We start from the raw sequence: 15,419 nt of genomic DNA, 5'->3' as shown, positions 1-15,419 counted from the left end.
CTGACCTTCGCCATCTTCAGGACGCACATCGCTGCTGCTGGCAACATCCGGGCTCAAAGCCATGCGCTTTTCCTCTCTGCAATTGCAGGCGCCCCCTTTCCAGACAGGCGCTCGCTGTTTTGTATCTTTACTTACCGACTATCCGCACAATCCGGCTTCGACCAGACACACCGTTGCGATTGAACGCTTCGATCGCAACTGAATACGTTTGCGCACCATCGAGAGCACGCAACTCAAGCGATGGTTGCGAGGGATAGGGCAATTCGTCGGCAAAGATTTGATAGGCGTTGGATTAATCCCAATAGAGATACCATTTCCCGTCATCATCGCGAAACAGCGCCGGATCCCATGGTCCCGGCAGCACTTGCCCAGTCTAGATTCCCCCGCGCTCCTCTCCTGGTCCGACCATACTCGGCATCGGTGAAATCTTGCCACAGAAGCGACCAGGGCTGGCTTGCAGAGAAGCCTAATCATTGCGACGGCTCCTGATGAAAAAATTGCATGTCAACCGGCCATGTTCCGGATCGACATTTCCGACAAAATCGGCGGGAATCAGTCCGGAGTGAAGCAACCTGCCGGGATAGGCGACGAGCCGCCCTTCGTGCCCCTCGACCCGGGCGATCGTTTCGTAATATTCGGTGTCGCCGTAAATATACTCGGCGGTCGCATAGTGGCTGTCGTGTCTTGCCTGAGCAATGAAATCGTGAACCTCTGCAGGTGTGACCGTTTCCACGCCGCTTGTACGATGGCGATAGAAAGCCGTGCCTTCGCAGGGCGCAAGATATTGCATCACCGCGTAAAAATCCGGTTCGACCGAATCGAAATGCGGCATGCGCTGGACCGACGAAAGTTCGTGACTCGGTGTTGTGACCAGCGAAAAGCTCGCCTCGATCAATTCGAACCCGTCGAGGTCGAAAGCACCGCCGAGAAACGGCGTCATCGCTTCGAGCAAGCTGCGCACATAGGCCCAGGCCGTGTCATCGGTTTCGTCGATGATGCGGCGAAGACCTGGATAATTGTTGGTTGCAGACGGAAACGGTCCCAAGTTTCGGGCGATCGAGCGAATACGGGGACAATCGGTACCCGTCTCATCGACGATCAGGACCGGCGTTCGCGAGGTGCCGACCAAAAGGCGCTGGGGCTTCATCCGGCGAGCTGCGGAGATGCGGTTGGATTTATGTCATTGCAAACTGTGGAGCAGATGCGCGACTTTATCACGTCATCTGCTCCTGAGAATGCTTGTTCAATGATCCCAATGCGACGCGAAGGGAGCAAGACGGGTCAGAACTTGTACTTGATCCCGGCCTGGAATTGGCGCTGGTCATTGCCAACCTGGCCGTCGCCATCGAGCACTCCGGGAGGGGCGAGGCCGGAGCCGGCGCCCCAGGCGGAATAGTTGCGATTTAACCAGTTGAAGACGTTGAACACTTCGAAGTCCACCGTCAGCTTGTGATCGCCAGCCCACGGCATGGTGAAGCTCTTGGCGATCCGCAGGTCCAGCCGCTTGTAGGCAAAGACGTTACGTGGATAGTAAACGCCGTTGAAGTTGGCATAAGTCGTGCCGGCGGGCGACGGCGAACCATCCGGGTTCTGCCCGAAGATGATGTGACCGAAGGCCGGACCGCTGTTGAGGTTGAGCGTACCGGACAGGATGAAGTCTGCCGGTGCGCGATAGTTCACCGATGTGTTCCACATGTACCAGGGAACACCCGACACGTTACCCCAGCCGTAAGCGCCGATTTCGGCTTCATTGTAGTTTGTATCGTTGTTGTACAGCGAAGGGCCGGCATAATTGGTCCGCGCCCGCTGGAACGTCAGTGATGACGTCAGGCCCCATTTCGATGTCTTGGTGAAGGGCTTTTCGACTTTCAGGTACAAGGCGAAAAGGTTGGCCTTGCCGCTGCTGTCGCCGATTTCCACCCGGCTGTAGGGAGCAGGTTGCCCGTCTGCCGGGAAATTATCCTGAATATAGCCCGGGCCCTGCACACTGTAACTGCCATCGGGCATCCGGTTCCCGCGCACAAACGCGAAGATGTTGTGCGAGCGAACATAGGATAGCGTGGCGGAGAAATTGACGCTGCCGATCCGCTTGCGCACACCCAGATCGAACTGATCGGAGAAGGGTGCGGGCATGTCGTTCTTGAGCACGTCGATCGTACCGCCAGCATTGCCCAAAGGCTCTGCCGCGGCACGTAGCGCTGCGGGATCGCGATAGGCTTCGTTCCAAGTGAGCTGTGCCACGCCGGCTGCGCAGGTGTTGACCGAAGAGTTGAAGCATATCTGCGGGATAATGCTGCTGTTTGTGATCGATTCGATCACACCTTCGAGGAACAGGCTGCGGTCGTAATACCGTCCGGCGCCACCGAAGATGATCAGATCGTGGTCGCCATAGACATCATAGGAAAAGCCCAGACGCGGCTGGAACTGCGCCCATTCGATCTTTCGCTCGCTGCCGGTCGAAACATAGTCGCGATAGTCGATCCCGGCGGCCTGCCAGGGCTGATAATTGGCCAGCGCTGTGACGACCGAGGCGGGGGTCACGTAATTGTTGTTGTGGGCGTTTGTTTCCATGTCCCAGCGCAGGCCATAGTTGAACGTCCAATGTTCGTCTGGCTTCCACTCATCCTGCACATATGCGCCGATCTGCGTGTCCTTTGCGGCAAGCGTATCGGAAGGTTGGATATTGATGATCGCGCCATAGGGAATGGCTGTCGTCGGATCGAAGTTCGCAACGCCGGAGCCGGGATTTTCGAAGAAATACCGACCGTTGTATGCATTCGACACCGTACGGGCCAGATCGTTGAACGCTACCCGGGCGCCGAACTTGATCGTATGGTCGCCCGAAATCAGGGTCGAATCATTCTTGACCGTCCAGGTTTTCTGATAGTCACCCTGTTCATAGAAGTGCGCACCGAGCTCTGCGCCCTGACCAGCGTTGAAATCGTTGTTGGTTCCGAGATTGCGGTTGGTCAGATTGTATTCTGGACCCGTGCCCACGGAGGGGGTGGACTGATGTGAATTGCTGTAGGCAAGGTTAAGCGAGTTGACGAAATTGCCCGCGTGGTGCTGCCAATTGAACTGGTATTTCGTGACGTCGGTCTGCAAGTTACGCGCGTGGCTTTCGGTCGCGTTAGTGTCGATGTCCGAAAGGTTGGTTTCGCGCCTGATATATGCCGAGAGGTTTATCGTGTCGGCATTGGTCGCATAGTAAGTGAGCTTGCCGAAATAGAGCCCCTGGTGGAAGTTGAAGGGGTGGACGACGCCATTGATCGCACTGGCGACATTGGTGGGGTAGCCATAAGCATAGGGATCGGTCGCCGGCGGCGGATTGGTTACCGGCAGTTGCCCGGTGTTACTGGGCAGGTTCTCACTCACACCTTCACCAGCGATGTAGAACGTCAGCTTGTCCGGAATGATTGGACCACCCAGTTCTGCGCCGAACTGATAGCGGGTGTATTCGCCCTTTGGACCCGTTGCAAAATGCGGTTGTTCGATGAACGAACCCGGCTGGTATTCGAGGAAAGCACTGCCGTGGAACTTGTTGCCGCCGGTCTTGGTGATGGCGTTGATGACCGCGCTTCCTGCATCGCCCGTTTCGGCGCCGAAGTTCTGCGTTTCGATCGAGTATTCCTGGATCGCGATCTGCGGGAAGGGGTTGCCGCCCTGACCGAAGTTTTGCCCGAACGTGCCGCCATGGTTGGTCAGGTTCTTGGTGCTCAGACCGTCGATGAAGACGTTGGTTTGGTCGGGGCTGACCGCTCCGGCCTGAACTTGCGAGGCGCCCGAGGGGCTCGACAGCTGGATGCCCGGCGCGAGGCTGGCGAAGCTCAGGAAGTTGCGTGAATTCTGAGGCAGGTTCTCGATCTGCTCGGTGGTGACATTGGTCGAGAGTGTCTGGGTCGGGAAGACCTGCAAATTGCGATGACCGGTGACGACGATCGCGTTGGCCGTGTCGACAAAATCCACTGCGACCGTCTGGCCCACCAGCAGAGTTGCAGTCTGAGCCGGTTTGCCCTGAACCTGAACTTCATAGTCCGACGGACGCAGCCCCAGGATCGAGTAGTCGCCATTGGCATTGACCTTGCCGGTCACCGTCTGGCCGGTGTGCGTATCGGTGGCGGTCACAACTGTTCCCGCCGGGACGCCATCGACATGCCCCTCAAGCGCTGCCGTGCTAGACTGCGCTAGTGCAGGACTGGCCAGTACCAACGCACATGCCATTGCGGCGACCGAAATACTCCCGTTCAAGCCACGCCGGATCACTGAAGTCCCTTGCCTCATCGCATTCGCACTCCCTGTAAAGCTGCACTGGCTTGTACAGCATCTCTCCTTCGACCCGCCAGTAAGCCCCGCGAGTCGCGAATATTCAGCAGCCCTTAACCGTCAATGTAACCGGTTACAATCCTGTACGATGGTGGATTTGGGCAGGTGTTGCGAAAATGCCTCAGAAATTGAAGCGGGCGCTACTCGATACGCGCGGCTGTGTTGGCGATCGAGCGACGGGCTGGGCTGGGGAGATCTTCGCGGGCGGTTTGCCTATGCGTGCGGCGATATAGTCGCGATGCGAGGCCATCCGCTCGGCATTGTCTTCGATCACCTCGGCAATGTCCTTGAGATGACCCAGCGCCTGCTGTTCAGGGATCAGATCGATCATCGGATCCGCCCGGGCGTCGATGCCTTGTCCGATCAGCACTTGCACCCAGCTTTCCTCTCGGAAAAGTTCCGCCTTTACGTGCTGGAAGAAGCGGCCTGAAGATGAAAACAGCGCCAGTCTTTCGGCGAGCGGCTCGGGGACGTCCATATGCTTGCAATAAGCCCAGAAAGGCGTGTCCTCGCGCTTGGTCACCTTGTAGTGGGCGATCAGGAAGTCGCGCACGTCTTCGTATTCGAAAGCCGTCTGGCGATTGTATTCGTCAATGTCCGCGGCGTCGAAGGTGCGCCTGGGAAACAGCGCAATCAGGCGGAAGATTGCCGTCTGGATAAGGTGGATCGAAGTCGACTCGAGTGGCTCGAGAAACCCGGCGGAAAGCCCAATAGCTACGACATTCTTCTCCCACGCCTTGTGTCGACGACCCGGAGTAAAGCGGACAGGCAACGGATCCTTGAGCGGTTTTCCGTCAAGGTTGGCCAGCAGAACATCGGCTGCTTCGTCGTCACTTTTCTGGCTGCTCGAATAAACGATGCCGTTGCCGATTCGATGCTGCAAGGCGATTCGCCACTGCCAGCCTGCGCCATGGGCGGTCGAGCGGGTGTAGGGCGTCAGGTCCTCGACCGGTTCACACGGCACTGCCAGCGCGCGATCGCATGGCAACCAACTACTCCAGTCATCGTATCCCACGCCCAAGGCGCCACCGATAAGCAGCCCGCGTATTCCTGAGCAATCGATAAACAGGTCGCCGCCAACTTTTCGGCCATCCTCAAGCGTCAGCTGGGTAACGTGCCCGCTTTCGCCGTCCTGTTCGACCGAAACGATCCGCCCTTCGATCCGCTCGACCCCTTGCATTTCCGCGCGTCTGCGCAGGAATGCCGCATATAGGGACGCGTCGAAATGATAGGCATATTCGAGGTCGTAAGCGGGGAGGGCAGGATTGCGCTTGTCCGGGGATGCCATTCGGTTCCGGCGCGCCAGCGCGCAGTTGAACGCATAGTCGTCGAAAGAGCCGAGACGCGCGCTATCCTTGTATTTGAGGAAAAATTGGTGAGTGTGCAGCCACAGGAGATCCTGTCCTACCCCGCCAAACCCGTGCATATAGCTATGGCCTATCTCGCGCCAGTTCACGAATTCGATGCCGAGTTTGTAGGTGGCCTGCGTGTGCCGCAGTAATTCCGCTTCTTCGATCCCCGCCATCTGGTTGTAGATCTGGATCGCAGGAATGGTGGCCTCGCCCACGCCGATCGTGCCGATAGCGTCAGATTCCACGAGCCGCACCTTGTAACCACGCGTGAACAGCCGCGAGATGAGCGCTGCGGTCATCCAGCCGGCCGTGCCGCCGCCAGCTATGGTGATTGTGAAATCCGCTTGCTTCGTGTCCGCACCCATGGCGAAGGCTCTCCTCGGCACATCAGCGTAACCGGTTTCATGGCGATGTCGAGCGTTCGGCAAAGAACGTGCGTTGCGTGGCGCTGAAATCGCGCCTTCGGGCGTATTCTTCGCCCACACCAGCGTCGTGCGGTGCAGCGAGCTGCCATGGTTTTCAGGCTTAAAGTGGTCGGGGAGAGAGGATTCGAACCTCCGGCCCCTGCCTCCCGAAGACAGTGCTCTACCAGGCTGAGCTACTCCCCGACCGGATCGGCCCCGCTGACCATTGAAGGCTATGCGGGTCGAGGCAAGGCGCGTGCCTATAGGGAGCGAGCGCCGGGGTGGCAAGCGACGTTTTTGCGTTCTAGGAGATCGCTATGGCCACCGCCCGATCTTCAGTCGATTCTTTCGACTATCACCATCCTGAAGAGCAATATCTTGCGCTGATGAAGCAGGTGTGGACGCGAGGAAGCGAGCGGGTCGATCGAACCGGGATCGGCACTCGGTCGGTCATGGGGACGATGTTGCGTTTCGATCTGGCGGACGCGGCGATGCCGCTGATCACCACCAAGCGGATATATTGGAAGACCGCGACGCGCGAATTGCTGTGGTTCCTGACTGGCGAGACGAATATCCGCCCGCTGGTGCTGCAGGGCGTGAAGATATGGAACGAGTGGCCGCATGCTCGCTATGTCCGCGAAACTGGGGATGGATTGTCGCTGGACCAATTCGTCGAACGGATTGCCGCGGACGAGGATTTCGCGGAGCGATGGGGCGATCTTGGGCCGGTGTATGGCAAGCAGTGGGTAGATTGGCCAACCTATCGCTATCGCAAGGACGGGCTTTACGAGAGGGGGCCGGGGATCAACCAGGTCGCCGAAGTGGTGCAATCCTTACGCCAAAATCCGGGCAGTCGCCGGCACATAATCGAAGGCTGGAATGTCGCCGAGCTAGATCGCATGGCGCTGCCGCCGTGTCACAAGACCTATCAATTCCATGTCGCGGACGGTCGTTTGAACTGCGTGCTCTACCAGCGGAGCTGTGATGTCGCGCTCGGCCTGCCGTTCAACCTGTGGTCGGCAGCGCTGTTGCAGCGGATGCTGTCGCAGCAAACCGAGCTGGAACCTGGCGAGCTGGTTTGGATGGGCGGGGACACGCATCTCTACCTCAATCATGCACATTTGATCGAGAAACAGCTGGCGCGGGAACCACAAGGGCGCCCGCGCCTTGAAATCTTAAGGCAGCCCTCGTCCATCTTCGATTATCGAGTCGAGGATTTCGCGGTGGAGGGTTATACGCCGCACCCGCCGATCAAGGCTCCCGTGGCCGTGTGATCGGCGAGTTTGGGAGCTCGCTTGACCGTGTGGTATCATTGAAATAAAATAACCAAGCCACGCAAAATTTGCATAACACCCGTTTTGGGGAGAGATACATGGCCGATAGGCCCGACACTCGGTCGCAAGCAGGCTCGAACAAGCCTGCTCTTGCGCTGCATGTTCCTGAACCGAAGTATCGCCCAGGCGATTCGGTCGATTATTCAGACCTAGATATTGGAGAAGCCGGTGGACAGCCGCGTCCCGACGAGGCTTGTGATCCCAAGGATATGCACGAGCTCGCTTTCGGACTTGTGCGTGTGCTGGGCGAGGACAACAAGGCGCACGGTCCGTGGGACCCCAAGCTCGATCCTGAAACGCTCAGGGCAATGCTCGGCCACATGGCGCTGACCCGGGCGTTCGACGAGCGCATGTTCCGCGGCCAGCGCCAAGGCAAGACCAGCTTCTATATGAAGTGCACCGGCGAGGAAGCGACCAGCATCGCGTCCTCCATGGCCCTGGCAGCCGATGACATGGTGTTCCCCAGCTATCGCCAGCAGGGCATTCTGATCCAGCGCGGCTATCCGCTGATCGAGATGATCAACCAGATCTACTCGAACAAGGGCGACAAGCTGAAGGGCCGCCAGCTGCCGATCATGTATTCGAGCCGTGATCACAGCTTTTTCTCGATCAGTGGCAACCTTGCGACGCAGACCCCGCAAGCGGTCGGCTGGGCGATGGCGAGCGCAATCAAGGGTGACAGCCGTATTGCCGCGACCTGGGTGGGCGAGGGCAGTACTGCCGAGGGCGACTTCCACTCGGCCTGCACTTTTGCGGCCGTTTATAACGCGCCAGTGATCCTCAACGTGGTCAATAACCAGTGGGCGATCTCCAGCTTTTCGGGCTTTGCCGGGGCGGAACGCACGACTTTCGCTGCGCGCGCGCTGGGCTATGGCCTTGCGGGGCTGCGGGTCGACGGGAATGACGCGCTCGCCTGCTATGCCGCCGAACGTTGGGCCGCCAATCGCGCCCGCGCCAACGCCGGGCCGACGCTGATCGAGTTCTTCACCTATCGCGCCGAAGGCCATTCCACATCCGACGACCCGACCGGCTATCGCAGTGCGCAGGAACGCACCGAATGGCCGCTCGGTGATCCGGTGATGCGGCTCAAGAACCACCTCATAGCTCTGGGCGAATGGGACGAGGAGCGGCAGGATGAGATGGATCGCAAGGCCGCTGAGAAGGTCCGCGAGACAACCAAGCAGGCCGAGGCGAACGGCATCCTCGGCCATGGTCTCCACCATCCGTTCCGCACCATGTTCGAGGACGTGTTCGAGGAGTTGCCCTGGCACCTGAAGGAGCAGGCCGAGCAGGCGATCAAGGAACGCGAAATCAAGTTTCCCGGAGGGCTAAAGCTGTGAGCGAGGCGATGCAGAAGGAGACCGCGGTGGACGCTCCTGCCGAACGCCGTCTCAACATGATCGAGGCGATCAACGATGCGCTGGGTATCATGCTCGACCGCGATCCCGATGTGATCGTGATGGGCGAGGACGTCGGCTATTTCGGCGGGGTGTTCCGCGCCACCGCCGGGTTGCAGGAGAAATTCGGCAAGACCCGCGTGTTCGATACGCCGATATCCGAATGCGGGATCATCGGCGTGGCAGTAGGGATGGGAGCTTATGGCCTCAGGCCCGTCCCGGAAATCCAGTTCGCCGATTACATCTATCCCGGCCTGGACCAGCTGATCAGCGAAGCGGCGCGTTTGCGCTATCGTTCGGCTGGCGAGTTCATCGCGCCGATGACGGTGCGCAGCCCGTTTGGCGGCGGCATTTTCGGCGGCCAGACGCACAGCCAGAGTCCGGAAGCCATCTTTGCCCACGTGTCGGGCCTCAAGACGGTCATCCCGGCGACACCCTATGACGCCAAGGGACTGTTGATCTCTGCGATCGAGGATAACGATCCGGTGATCTTCTTCGAGCCCAAGCGGATTTATAACGGCCCCTTCAGCGGTTATTACGACAAGCCGGTCGAGCCGTGGAAGAAGCATAAGGACAGCATTGTTCCTGAAGGCCATTACCGCATCCCGTTGGGCAAGGCGCGCTATGTGACCGAGGGTGATCAACTGACAATCCTGGCCTATGGCACCATGGTTCACGTGGTCGAATCCGTATGCCGCACCAAGGGCGTGGAAGCCGACGTCATCGATTTGCGTACACTCGTGCCGATCGACATCGAGACGGTGGAAAACTCTGTGAAGAAAACGGGAAAATGCCTCATCGTGCATGAGGCGACCCGCACAGCCGGGTTCGGAGCCGAGTTGTCCGCGCTGGTTACCGAGCGCTGTTTCTATCACCTTGAGGCCCCGGTCGAACGCGTGACCGGCTTCGACACGCCTTATCCGCACAGCCTCGAATGGGCCTTTTTCCCCGGCCCCGTCCGCATCGGCGAGGCCATCGACAAGATTTTGAGCGAGTAATCGACCCATGGGCAAATTCACCTTCAACCTCCCCGATATTGGCGAAGGCATCGCCGAGGCAGAGATCGTCAACTGGCATGTGAAGCCCGGAGATCGGGTCGAGGAAGACCAGCAGATCGCCGACATGATGACCGACAAGGCCACGGTCGAGATGGAAAGCCCGGTTTCGGGCACTGTGCTCGAAGTGGCGGGCGAAGTTGGCGACCAGATTGCCATCGGTTCGATGCTGGTGGTGATCGAGACGGAAGGCGAGGTTCCAGACGACGTTCATCAGGAAGCGAACGAAGCCATCGCGGCCAGTCACGATGATGAGGCTCCGGCGCCTAAGTCCGAATCGGTCGAAGAACGGATAGAAGTTGAAAATTCCGATGCGAGCGACGCGGATGACGCGATGGCCGCCGACCCTTCGCCAGCACCCGCAGCCACTCCCAATCCTGGCACCACGCCTGCACCGGCAGCGGTTTCCGCAGCCAAGGTTCTGGCCAGCCCGGCAGTGCGCAAGCGGGCCAAGGATCTGGGTATCGATCTGGCCGAGGTGAGTCCTGCGGCGGATGGCCGCGTTCGCCATTCCGATCTGGACGCCTTCCTGTCCTACAATGGCGGCTTTTCAGCAGCAGGATCTGCGCGTTCGGACGAGCAGGTCAAGGTCATCGGTATGCGTCGCCGCATCGCCGAGAACATGGCTGCCTCCAAGCGCAACATTCCCCATTTCTCTTATGTCGAGGAAATCGACGTCACCGAGCTTGAGGCGGCGCGTGCGCAGCTCAACGCCAATCGCGGCGATCGGCCCAAGCTGACGCTGCTGCCGCTGATCATTACTGCGATCTGCAAGACGCTGCCTGATTTCCCGATGATCAATGCGCGCTTCGACGACGATGCGGGCGTGGTGACGCGTCACGGGGCAGTGCATCTGGGCATGGCGACACAGACCGATTCTGGTCTGATGGTGCCGGTCATTCGCAACGCTCAGAGCCAGAACCTGTGGCAATTGGCGCGCGAAATCGGTCGGCTTGCCGATGCGGCGCGGACCGGCAAGGCAAAGAGTGAGGAATTGTCCGGCTCGACGTTGACTGTCACGTCGCTCGGGCCGCTTGGCGGTGTAGCGACCACTCCGGTCATCAATCGGCCGGAGGTCGCGATCATCGGTCCTAACCGCATCGTCGAGCGGCCGATGTTCGTGCCCGATGGCATGGGCGGTGAGCGCATCGAGAAGCGCAAGCTGATGAATATGTCGATCAGCTGCGACCATCGGGTCGTCGACGGCTGGGATGCGGCAAGCTTCGTGCAGGCATTGAAGCGATTGATCGAGAGCCCGGCGCTTTTGCTGGTCGGCTGATCACTTTATACTGACCCGTTCCCGATGGGAGGGGGGGCATGCCCACGGATCCGCGGGTCGATCCCTATTCAGAATTCCTTGGCTGCAACCTGTCCGCGAGGACCGCTTCGCCGCGCTGTAGCGGATGTCAGCATAAACTCGGAACGATTGAGTGAAAGGTCAGCAAACCGCTGGCTGGCCCCCCCTGCCGCGAGTTTATCGCCCACCCTGGCGGATTGCGAAATGGCGATTGCGGATTGTGCCGCAAGGCCACCGCAAGTCAGCAATGCCAATGAAGCAGCGAGTAATACAAAACGCATGACGAACCCCCCGGTTTGCCCACACTGATCGTCCTCCTGAAATCTCAACAATGCGTTAATTTGGGGTGAAAACGTGCCTTAGCGAAAGCGCGATGCGATAGTCCGAAAAAGGCGCAATCGGGGCATTGACAGCCCTGCGCCCAGCCCGTAGTGGCGCGGCTCCCAAGTGGCTGCGCGGGTGTAGCTCAGTTGGTTAGAGTGTCGGCCTGTCACGCCGAAGGTCGCGGGTTCGAGCCCCGTCACTCGCGCCACTTGGGGATTTTCCTGAAATCTAGATGATTTCGCTTTCCGGCGACTGCGCTTTTGCGCTCAGCTCCAGCGTCCTGTTTCCATCCAGATGAGGAAGCGCCTGAGAGGCAGCAGCCAGATTACGCCCAGCACCAGATAGACCACCGTCTTGGCCAGTGTGGGCCAGCTTTCGATCAGCGGTGCCACGAGATTGGCGACCAGCAGTCCGTAGACCACCAGCACCACCAGAAGCGCCAATATCCCAAGTGGAATACGCAGCGTTGGCTCCGTCCTCATGCGAACGGGCCGTAGAAACGGGTAGGGGTGACAATGGCGCACATTGTCATGTCGTGGTCCTCCACCGGCAGTGAATCGACGCGCTGTACGTCCCATGCAAGCCCGATCACTGTTGTACCGGGATGATCGGCGAGCCAGCGATCGTAATGTCCACCGCCTTGGCCCAATCTGTCGCCTGAGTCCGTGAAGCCGAGCAGGGGGGCAATCACGACAGCAGGGGTCATGCTGGCCGCATCGGAGCGGGGCTGCATCAAACCGAATGGCCCGACCTCGCAATCGCTCTCGTCCCATGGATCGAAGAACTCCGCGAATTCCATCGCGGCGTTACGTCCGGCAAAACGCGGCAATGCCAGCGAATACCCGTTTTCCTGAAAGAACTTGGCGTAGGCGCTTGTCGGAGCTTCGTGCGCAGTCGCACGGTAGAGGCCGATGACGGCGTCGGTCGGTACAAGGTCGAGCAAGGGAGCAGGGGGGCGATGAAACACAAGCCCGCGCATGGCATTGGGCAGGGCGGAGACATGCTCGCGACGTTCCTGGCGCAGTCGCTCGCGAAGCTGCGATTTCGTGTCCATCATTCTCCTGTCGCGTTGGGATCAGCCTTGGCGAGGCTGGCGCATGGAAGTGGCGGAACCACCATGGGTCGTTGCCGTGAAATCCTCTGACGCCTCAACGTCAGGTGGGCGCCGTTTACCCCGGTTTACCGGACGAACCGGCGCCCCAGGGCAGGGACAGCTCCCTTGGATTGCTTATAGCCTCAGGGATATTCATATAGCTCGTGCCGGGCAGTCCCGCCGACGACCTATCTAGGAGCTTGTGGCCCGCTCCTCAAGCAGTGTTGCGGTGCGTTCGAGCGTTTCGGCGATTTCTTCCAGCGTGGTCGATGCTTCATCGCCGATTGTCGCGCCTTTGCCTGCTTTACGGGCCTCTTCCAGTTCATCGGCCAGAAACAGGGCGGCAAACAGCATGTTCTTGGCGTCGCCGGACGCCAGGTTTCCGCCAATCTGTCGAAGCTTGCGGTCGACGATTTCGGCCAGCTTGCGAACGTGGTCTTCCTGGCCATCCTCGCAGGAGATCGGGAAATTGCGCCCGCCGACGACAAGGGTGATTTCGCTCACCTTTCGAGCTCCGCGATCAGGATATCGAGTTCGGACATAGCTTGTTCGACCTTGCGTCGCATAGCTGCATCCTGTGGAAGTCGGGGCGCATCGCTCGCGCAGGTCGACGCCGCGATACGCTCGCTGGCACGGTCGATGCGGGCCAAAGCCGCCTCTATCCGCTTGATCGTCTGGTTTTCAGACCCCTCTTCCATCGCCGGATATTAGCCGATTACGGCGCACAGGCAAAGATTTGCCTTTGCCTGTTGATAAATCTCCTCGCCACAGGCGTGGGTTGCTGCGGCTTGACCGTTACAAGGGCCATGCGCCAAGGCTTCGCGCGCGCCGAATCGCCGCCCCTGCACTCGGGAGACCACGACCACATGACGCTTGATTCCGCCCGCCTTGCACCGATGGCCAATGCCATACGTGCGCTTTCCATGGATGCGGTCCAGGCTGCCAACTCCGGCCACCCCGGAATGCCAATGGGCATGGCCGATGTCGCGACCGTGCTATGGAGCGAATTCCTCAGCTTCGATCCCGCTGACCCGCATTGGCCGGATCGCGATCGTTTTGTGTTGAGCGCCGGGCACGGCTCAATGCTGATTTACAGCCTGCTTCATCTGTCCGGCTATGCGTCGCCCACCATCGGCGACATCCGCAAATTCCGCCAGCTTGGCAGCCCATGCGCCGGACATCCCGAAAACTTCCTGATCGACGGGGTGGAGAGCACGACCGGCCCGTTGGGACAGGGGCTGGCGATGGCGGTTGGCATGGCGATTGCCGAGCGTCACCTCAACGCCGAATTCTCCGACGATCTGGTCGACCACAAGACGTGGGTGATCGCGGGCGACGGGTGCCTGATGGAGGGCATCAATCACGAGGCGATCGGGCTTGCTGGTCACCTCAAACTCGGGCGGCTCAACGTGCTTTGGGATGACAATCGCATCACCATCGATGGGGCGACCGACCTATCGACCAGCGAGGATGTCGAGGCACGCTATCGTGCCGCCGGATGGCATGTCGTGCGGTGCGATGGTCATGATTTTGCAGACATTCGCCGCGCGCTGAGCGAGGCGCAAGATGATGCGCGGCCTTCGCTGGTCGCGTGCCGGACGATCATCGGCAAGGGCGCGCCGAACAAGCAGGGCACCAGCGCGACGCACGGCGCAGCCCTAGGGCCAGACGAAGTTGCAGCAGCACGCGAGGAATTGGGCTGGAAGGCCGCGCCTTTCGAAATCCCGGCGGATATCCTGTCCGACTGGCGCTCGCTCGGCGAGAGCGGGAAGTCTGCGCATTCGGATTGGCAGGCGCGGCTCGACGCATCACCGCACAAGGCCGAATTTACCCGGCGCATGGCTGGCGATCTTCCTGCTGGTTATGACGCGGGCAAGGTCTTTGCCGACTGGCTGGGCGAAGACAAGAAGGTCGCCACCCGCAAGGCGTCGGAAATGGCGCTCGACGTGTTGACCCCTCTGGTGCCGGAAATGGTTGGCGGCTCGGCCGATCTCACCGGATCGAACAACACCAAGACGAAAGCCACCACACCATTGACGGCCGAGGATTATTCCGGACGCTATGTCTATTACGGCATTCGCGAATTCGGCATGGCGGCGGCGATGAATGGCATGGCGCTGCATGGCGGGGTGATCCCTTACGGCGGCACCTTCCTGATTTTCAGCGATTATTGCCGCAACGCGGTGCGCCTGTCCGCGTTGCAACAACAACGCGTGATTTATGTCTTCACCCATGACAGCATCGGCCTGGGCGAGGATGGACCGACCCATCAGCCGGTGGAGCAGGTGATGAGCCTGCGGTTGATCCCCAACCTCAACGTGTTTCGTCCTTGCGACATCATCGAGACGGCGGAATGCTGGAACCTTGCGCTTCAGGACAAGGACACCCCATCGGTCCTCGCGCTGAGCCGCCAGAACCTCCCGCAATTACGCCACGATGGCGAGATGCTGAGCGCGAAGGGCGCCTATCGCTTGCGTTCGGCCAAGGCGGCGCGGCAGGTGGTGCTGATTGCGACCGGCTCGGAAGTCGAACTGGCCTGCAATGTTGCCGATGTTCTGGAAGGCCAGGGGATCGGTACGGATGTGGTGTCGATGCCCGCGATGGAACTGTTTGACGCTCAATCCGTCGGCTACAAAACAGAGCTTCTCCCGGAAGATGCGCTGAAAGTCTCGATCGAGGCGGGCGCGACATTGGGCTGGGAACGCTATACTGGCAGCGATGGCATTCAGATCGGCCTCGACCGGTTCGGAGCATCGGCCCCGGCAGAGGCATTGTTCGACAAATTCGGCTTCACAGTGGACGCTATCGTTCCGAAAATTCTAAACCGTATCAAGAGCTAA

At 59.7% G+C, this 15,419-nt stretch carries 13 protein-coding genes and 2 tRNA genes; 7 read left to right on the top strand and 8 right to left on the bottom strand.

From position 1 onward, the window contains the following. Positions 1-183: hypothetical protein (locus GRI58_RS15645; protein ID WP_237452162.1), on the top strand; the 183-nt coding region annotated here is incomplete at its 5' end. A 283-nt stretch (positions 184-466) separates the two neighbouring features. Here GRI58_RS15645 and GRI58_RS07305 read toward each other — a convergent pair. From GRI58_RS07305 to GRI58_RS07290, 4 genes are all read right to left on the bottom strand, one after another. Next, positions 467-1,147 (bottom strand): DUF6445 family protein, encoded by a 681-nt coding sequence (locus tag GRI58_RS07305; RefSeq protein WP_160752915.1) that lies wholly within the window; start codon positions 1,145-1,147, stop codon positions 467-469. Between the two features lie 134 nt (positions 1,148-1,281). Beyond that, positions 1,282-4,248 carry a TonB-dependent receptor gene (locus GRI58_RS07300; RefSeq protein WP_160752914.1) on the bottom strand — a complete coding sequence of 989 codons (2,967 nt, stop codon included), beginning with the start codon at positions 4,246-4,248 and terminating at the stop codon, positions 1,282-1,284. Positions 4,249-4,444: 196 nt separating this feature from the next. Then, on the bottom strand, positions 4,445-6,040 hold the full coding sequence (locus GRI58_RS07295; RefSeq protein ID WP_160752913.1) for a tryptophan halogenase family protein: 1,596 nt from the start codon (positions 6,038-6,040) through the stop codon (positions 4,445-4,447). 166 nt (positions 6,041-6,206) lie between these two features. Further along, positions 6,207-6,283: transfer RNA gene (locus GRI58_RS07290), tRNA-Pro, on the bottom strand. A 113-nt stretch (positions 6,284-6,396) separates the two neighbouring features. Between GRI58_RS07290 and thyA the strand changes: the two genes are divergently transcribed. From thyA to GRI58_RS07265, 5 genes are all read left to right on the top strand, one after another. Then, positions 6,397-7,353, top strand: a complete 957-nt coding sequence (thyA, locus tag GRI58_RS07285; RefSeq protein WP_160752912.1) for a thymidylate synthase — start codon at positions 6,397-6,399, stop codon at positions 7,351-7,353. Positions 7,354-7,451: 98 nt separating this feature from the next. Beyond that, on the top strand, positions 7,452-8,753 hold the full coding sequence (locus GRI58_RS07280; protein WP_160752911.1) for a 3-methyl-2-oxobutanoate dehydrogenase (2-methylpropanoyl-transferring) subunit alpha: 1,302 nt from the start codon (positions 7,452-7,454) through the stop codon (positions 8,751-8,753). Positions 8,754-8,761: 8 nt separating this feature from the next. Then, on the top strand, positions 8,762-9,808 hold the full coding sequence (locus tag GRI58_RS07275; protein WP_160752910.1) for an alpha-ketoacid dehydrogenase subunit beta: 1,047 nt from the start codon (positions 8,762-8,764) through the stop codon (positions 9,806-9,808). Positions 9,809-9,815: 7 nt separating this feature from the next. Further along, positions 9,816-11,144, top strand: coding sequence for a dihydrolipoamide acetyltransferase family protein (locus GRI58_RS07270; RefSeq protein ID WP_160752909.1), 1,329 nt, complete (start codon positions 9,816-9,818; stop codon positions 11,142-11,144). Between the two features lie 473 nt (positions 11,145-11,617). After that, positions 11,618-11,694: transfer RNA gene (locus tag GRI58_RS07265), tRNA-Asp, on the top strand. 58 nt (positions 11,695-11,752) lie between these two features. On the opposite strand, the gene GRI58_RS07260 is transcribed toward GRI58_RS07265, so the two are convergent. The 4 genes from GRI58_RS07260 to GRI58_RS07240 form a co-directional block, all read right to left on the bottom strand. Next, positions 11,753-11,968: a DUF2842 domain-containing protein gene (locus tag GRI58_RS07260; RefSeq protein WP_160752908.1), complete on the bottom strand. Its 216-nt coding sequence runs from the start codon at positions 11,966-11,968 to the stop codon at positions 11,753-11,755. After that, the gene (locus GRI58_RS07255; RefSeq protein WP_337190910.1) at positions 11,965-12,543 is read right to left on the bottom strand and encodes a 5-formyltetrahydrofolate cyclo-ligase; all 579 of its coding nucleotides are present in this window, start codon (positions 12,541-12,543) and stop codon (positions 11,965-11,967) included. Before GRI58_RS07255 ends, GRI58_RS07260 begins: the two co-directional genes overlap by 4 nt. Positions 12,544-12,771: 228 nt before the next feature. After that, positions 12,772-13,083, bottom strand: coding sequence for a cell division protein ZapA (locus GRI58_RS07245; protein ID WP_160752907.1), 312 nt, complete (start codon positions 13,081-13,083; stop codon positions 12,772-12,774). Then, positions 13,080-13,277 carry a hypothetical protein gene (locus GRI58_RS07240; RefSeq protein ID WP_160752906.1) on the bottom strand — a complete coding sequence of 66 codons (198 nt, stop codon included), beginning with the start codon at positions 13,275-13,277 and terminating at the stop codon, positions 13,080-13,082. The genes GRI58_RS07245 and GRI58_RS07240 overlap by 4 nt, the downstream gene beginning before the upstream one ends. Before the next feature lie 168 nt (positions 13,278-13,445). Between GRI58_RS07240 and tkt the strand changes: the two genes are divergently transcribed. After that, complete coding sequence (tkt, locus tag GRI58_RS07235; RefSeq protein WP_160752905.1) at positions 13,446-15,419, top strand: transketolase; 1,974 nt, start codon at positions 13,446-13,448, stop codon at positions 15,417-15,419.

Origin of the sequence: Qipengyuania algicida (assembly GCF_009828025.1) — a bacterium.
Lineage (GTDB): Bacteria > Pseudomonadota > Alphaproteobacteria > Sphingomonadales > Sphingomonadaceae > Qipengyuania > Qipengyuania algicida.
Note: the sequence above shows the minus strand (reverse complement) of the source record. Positions and strands in the feature narration are given on the sequence as shown.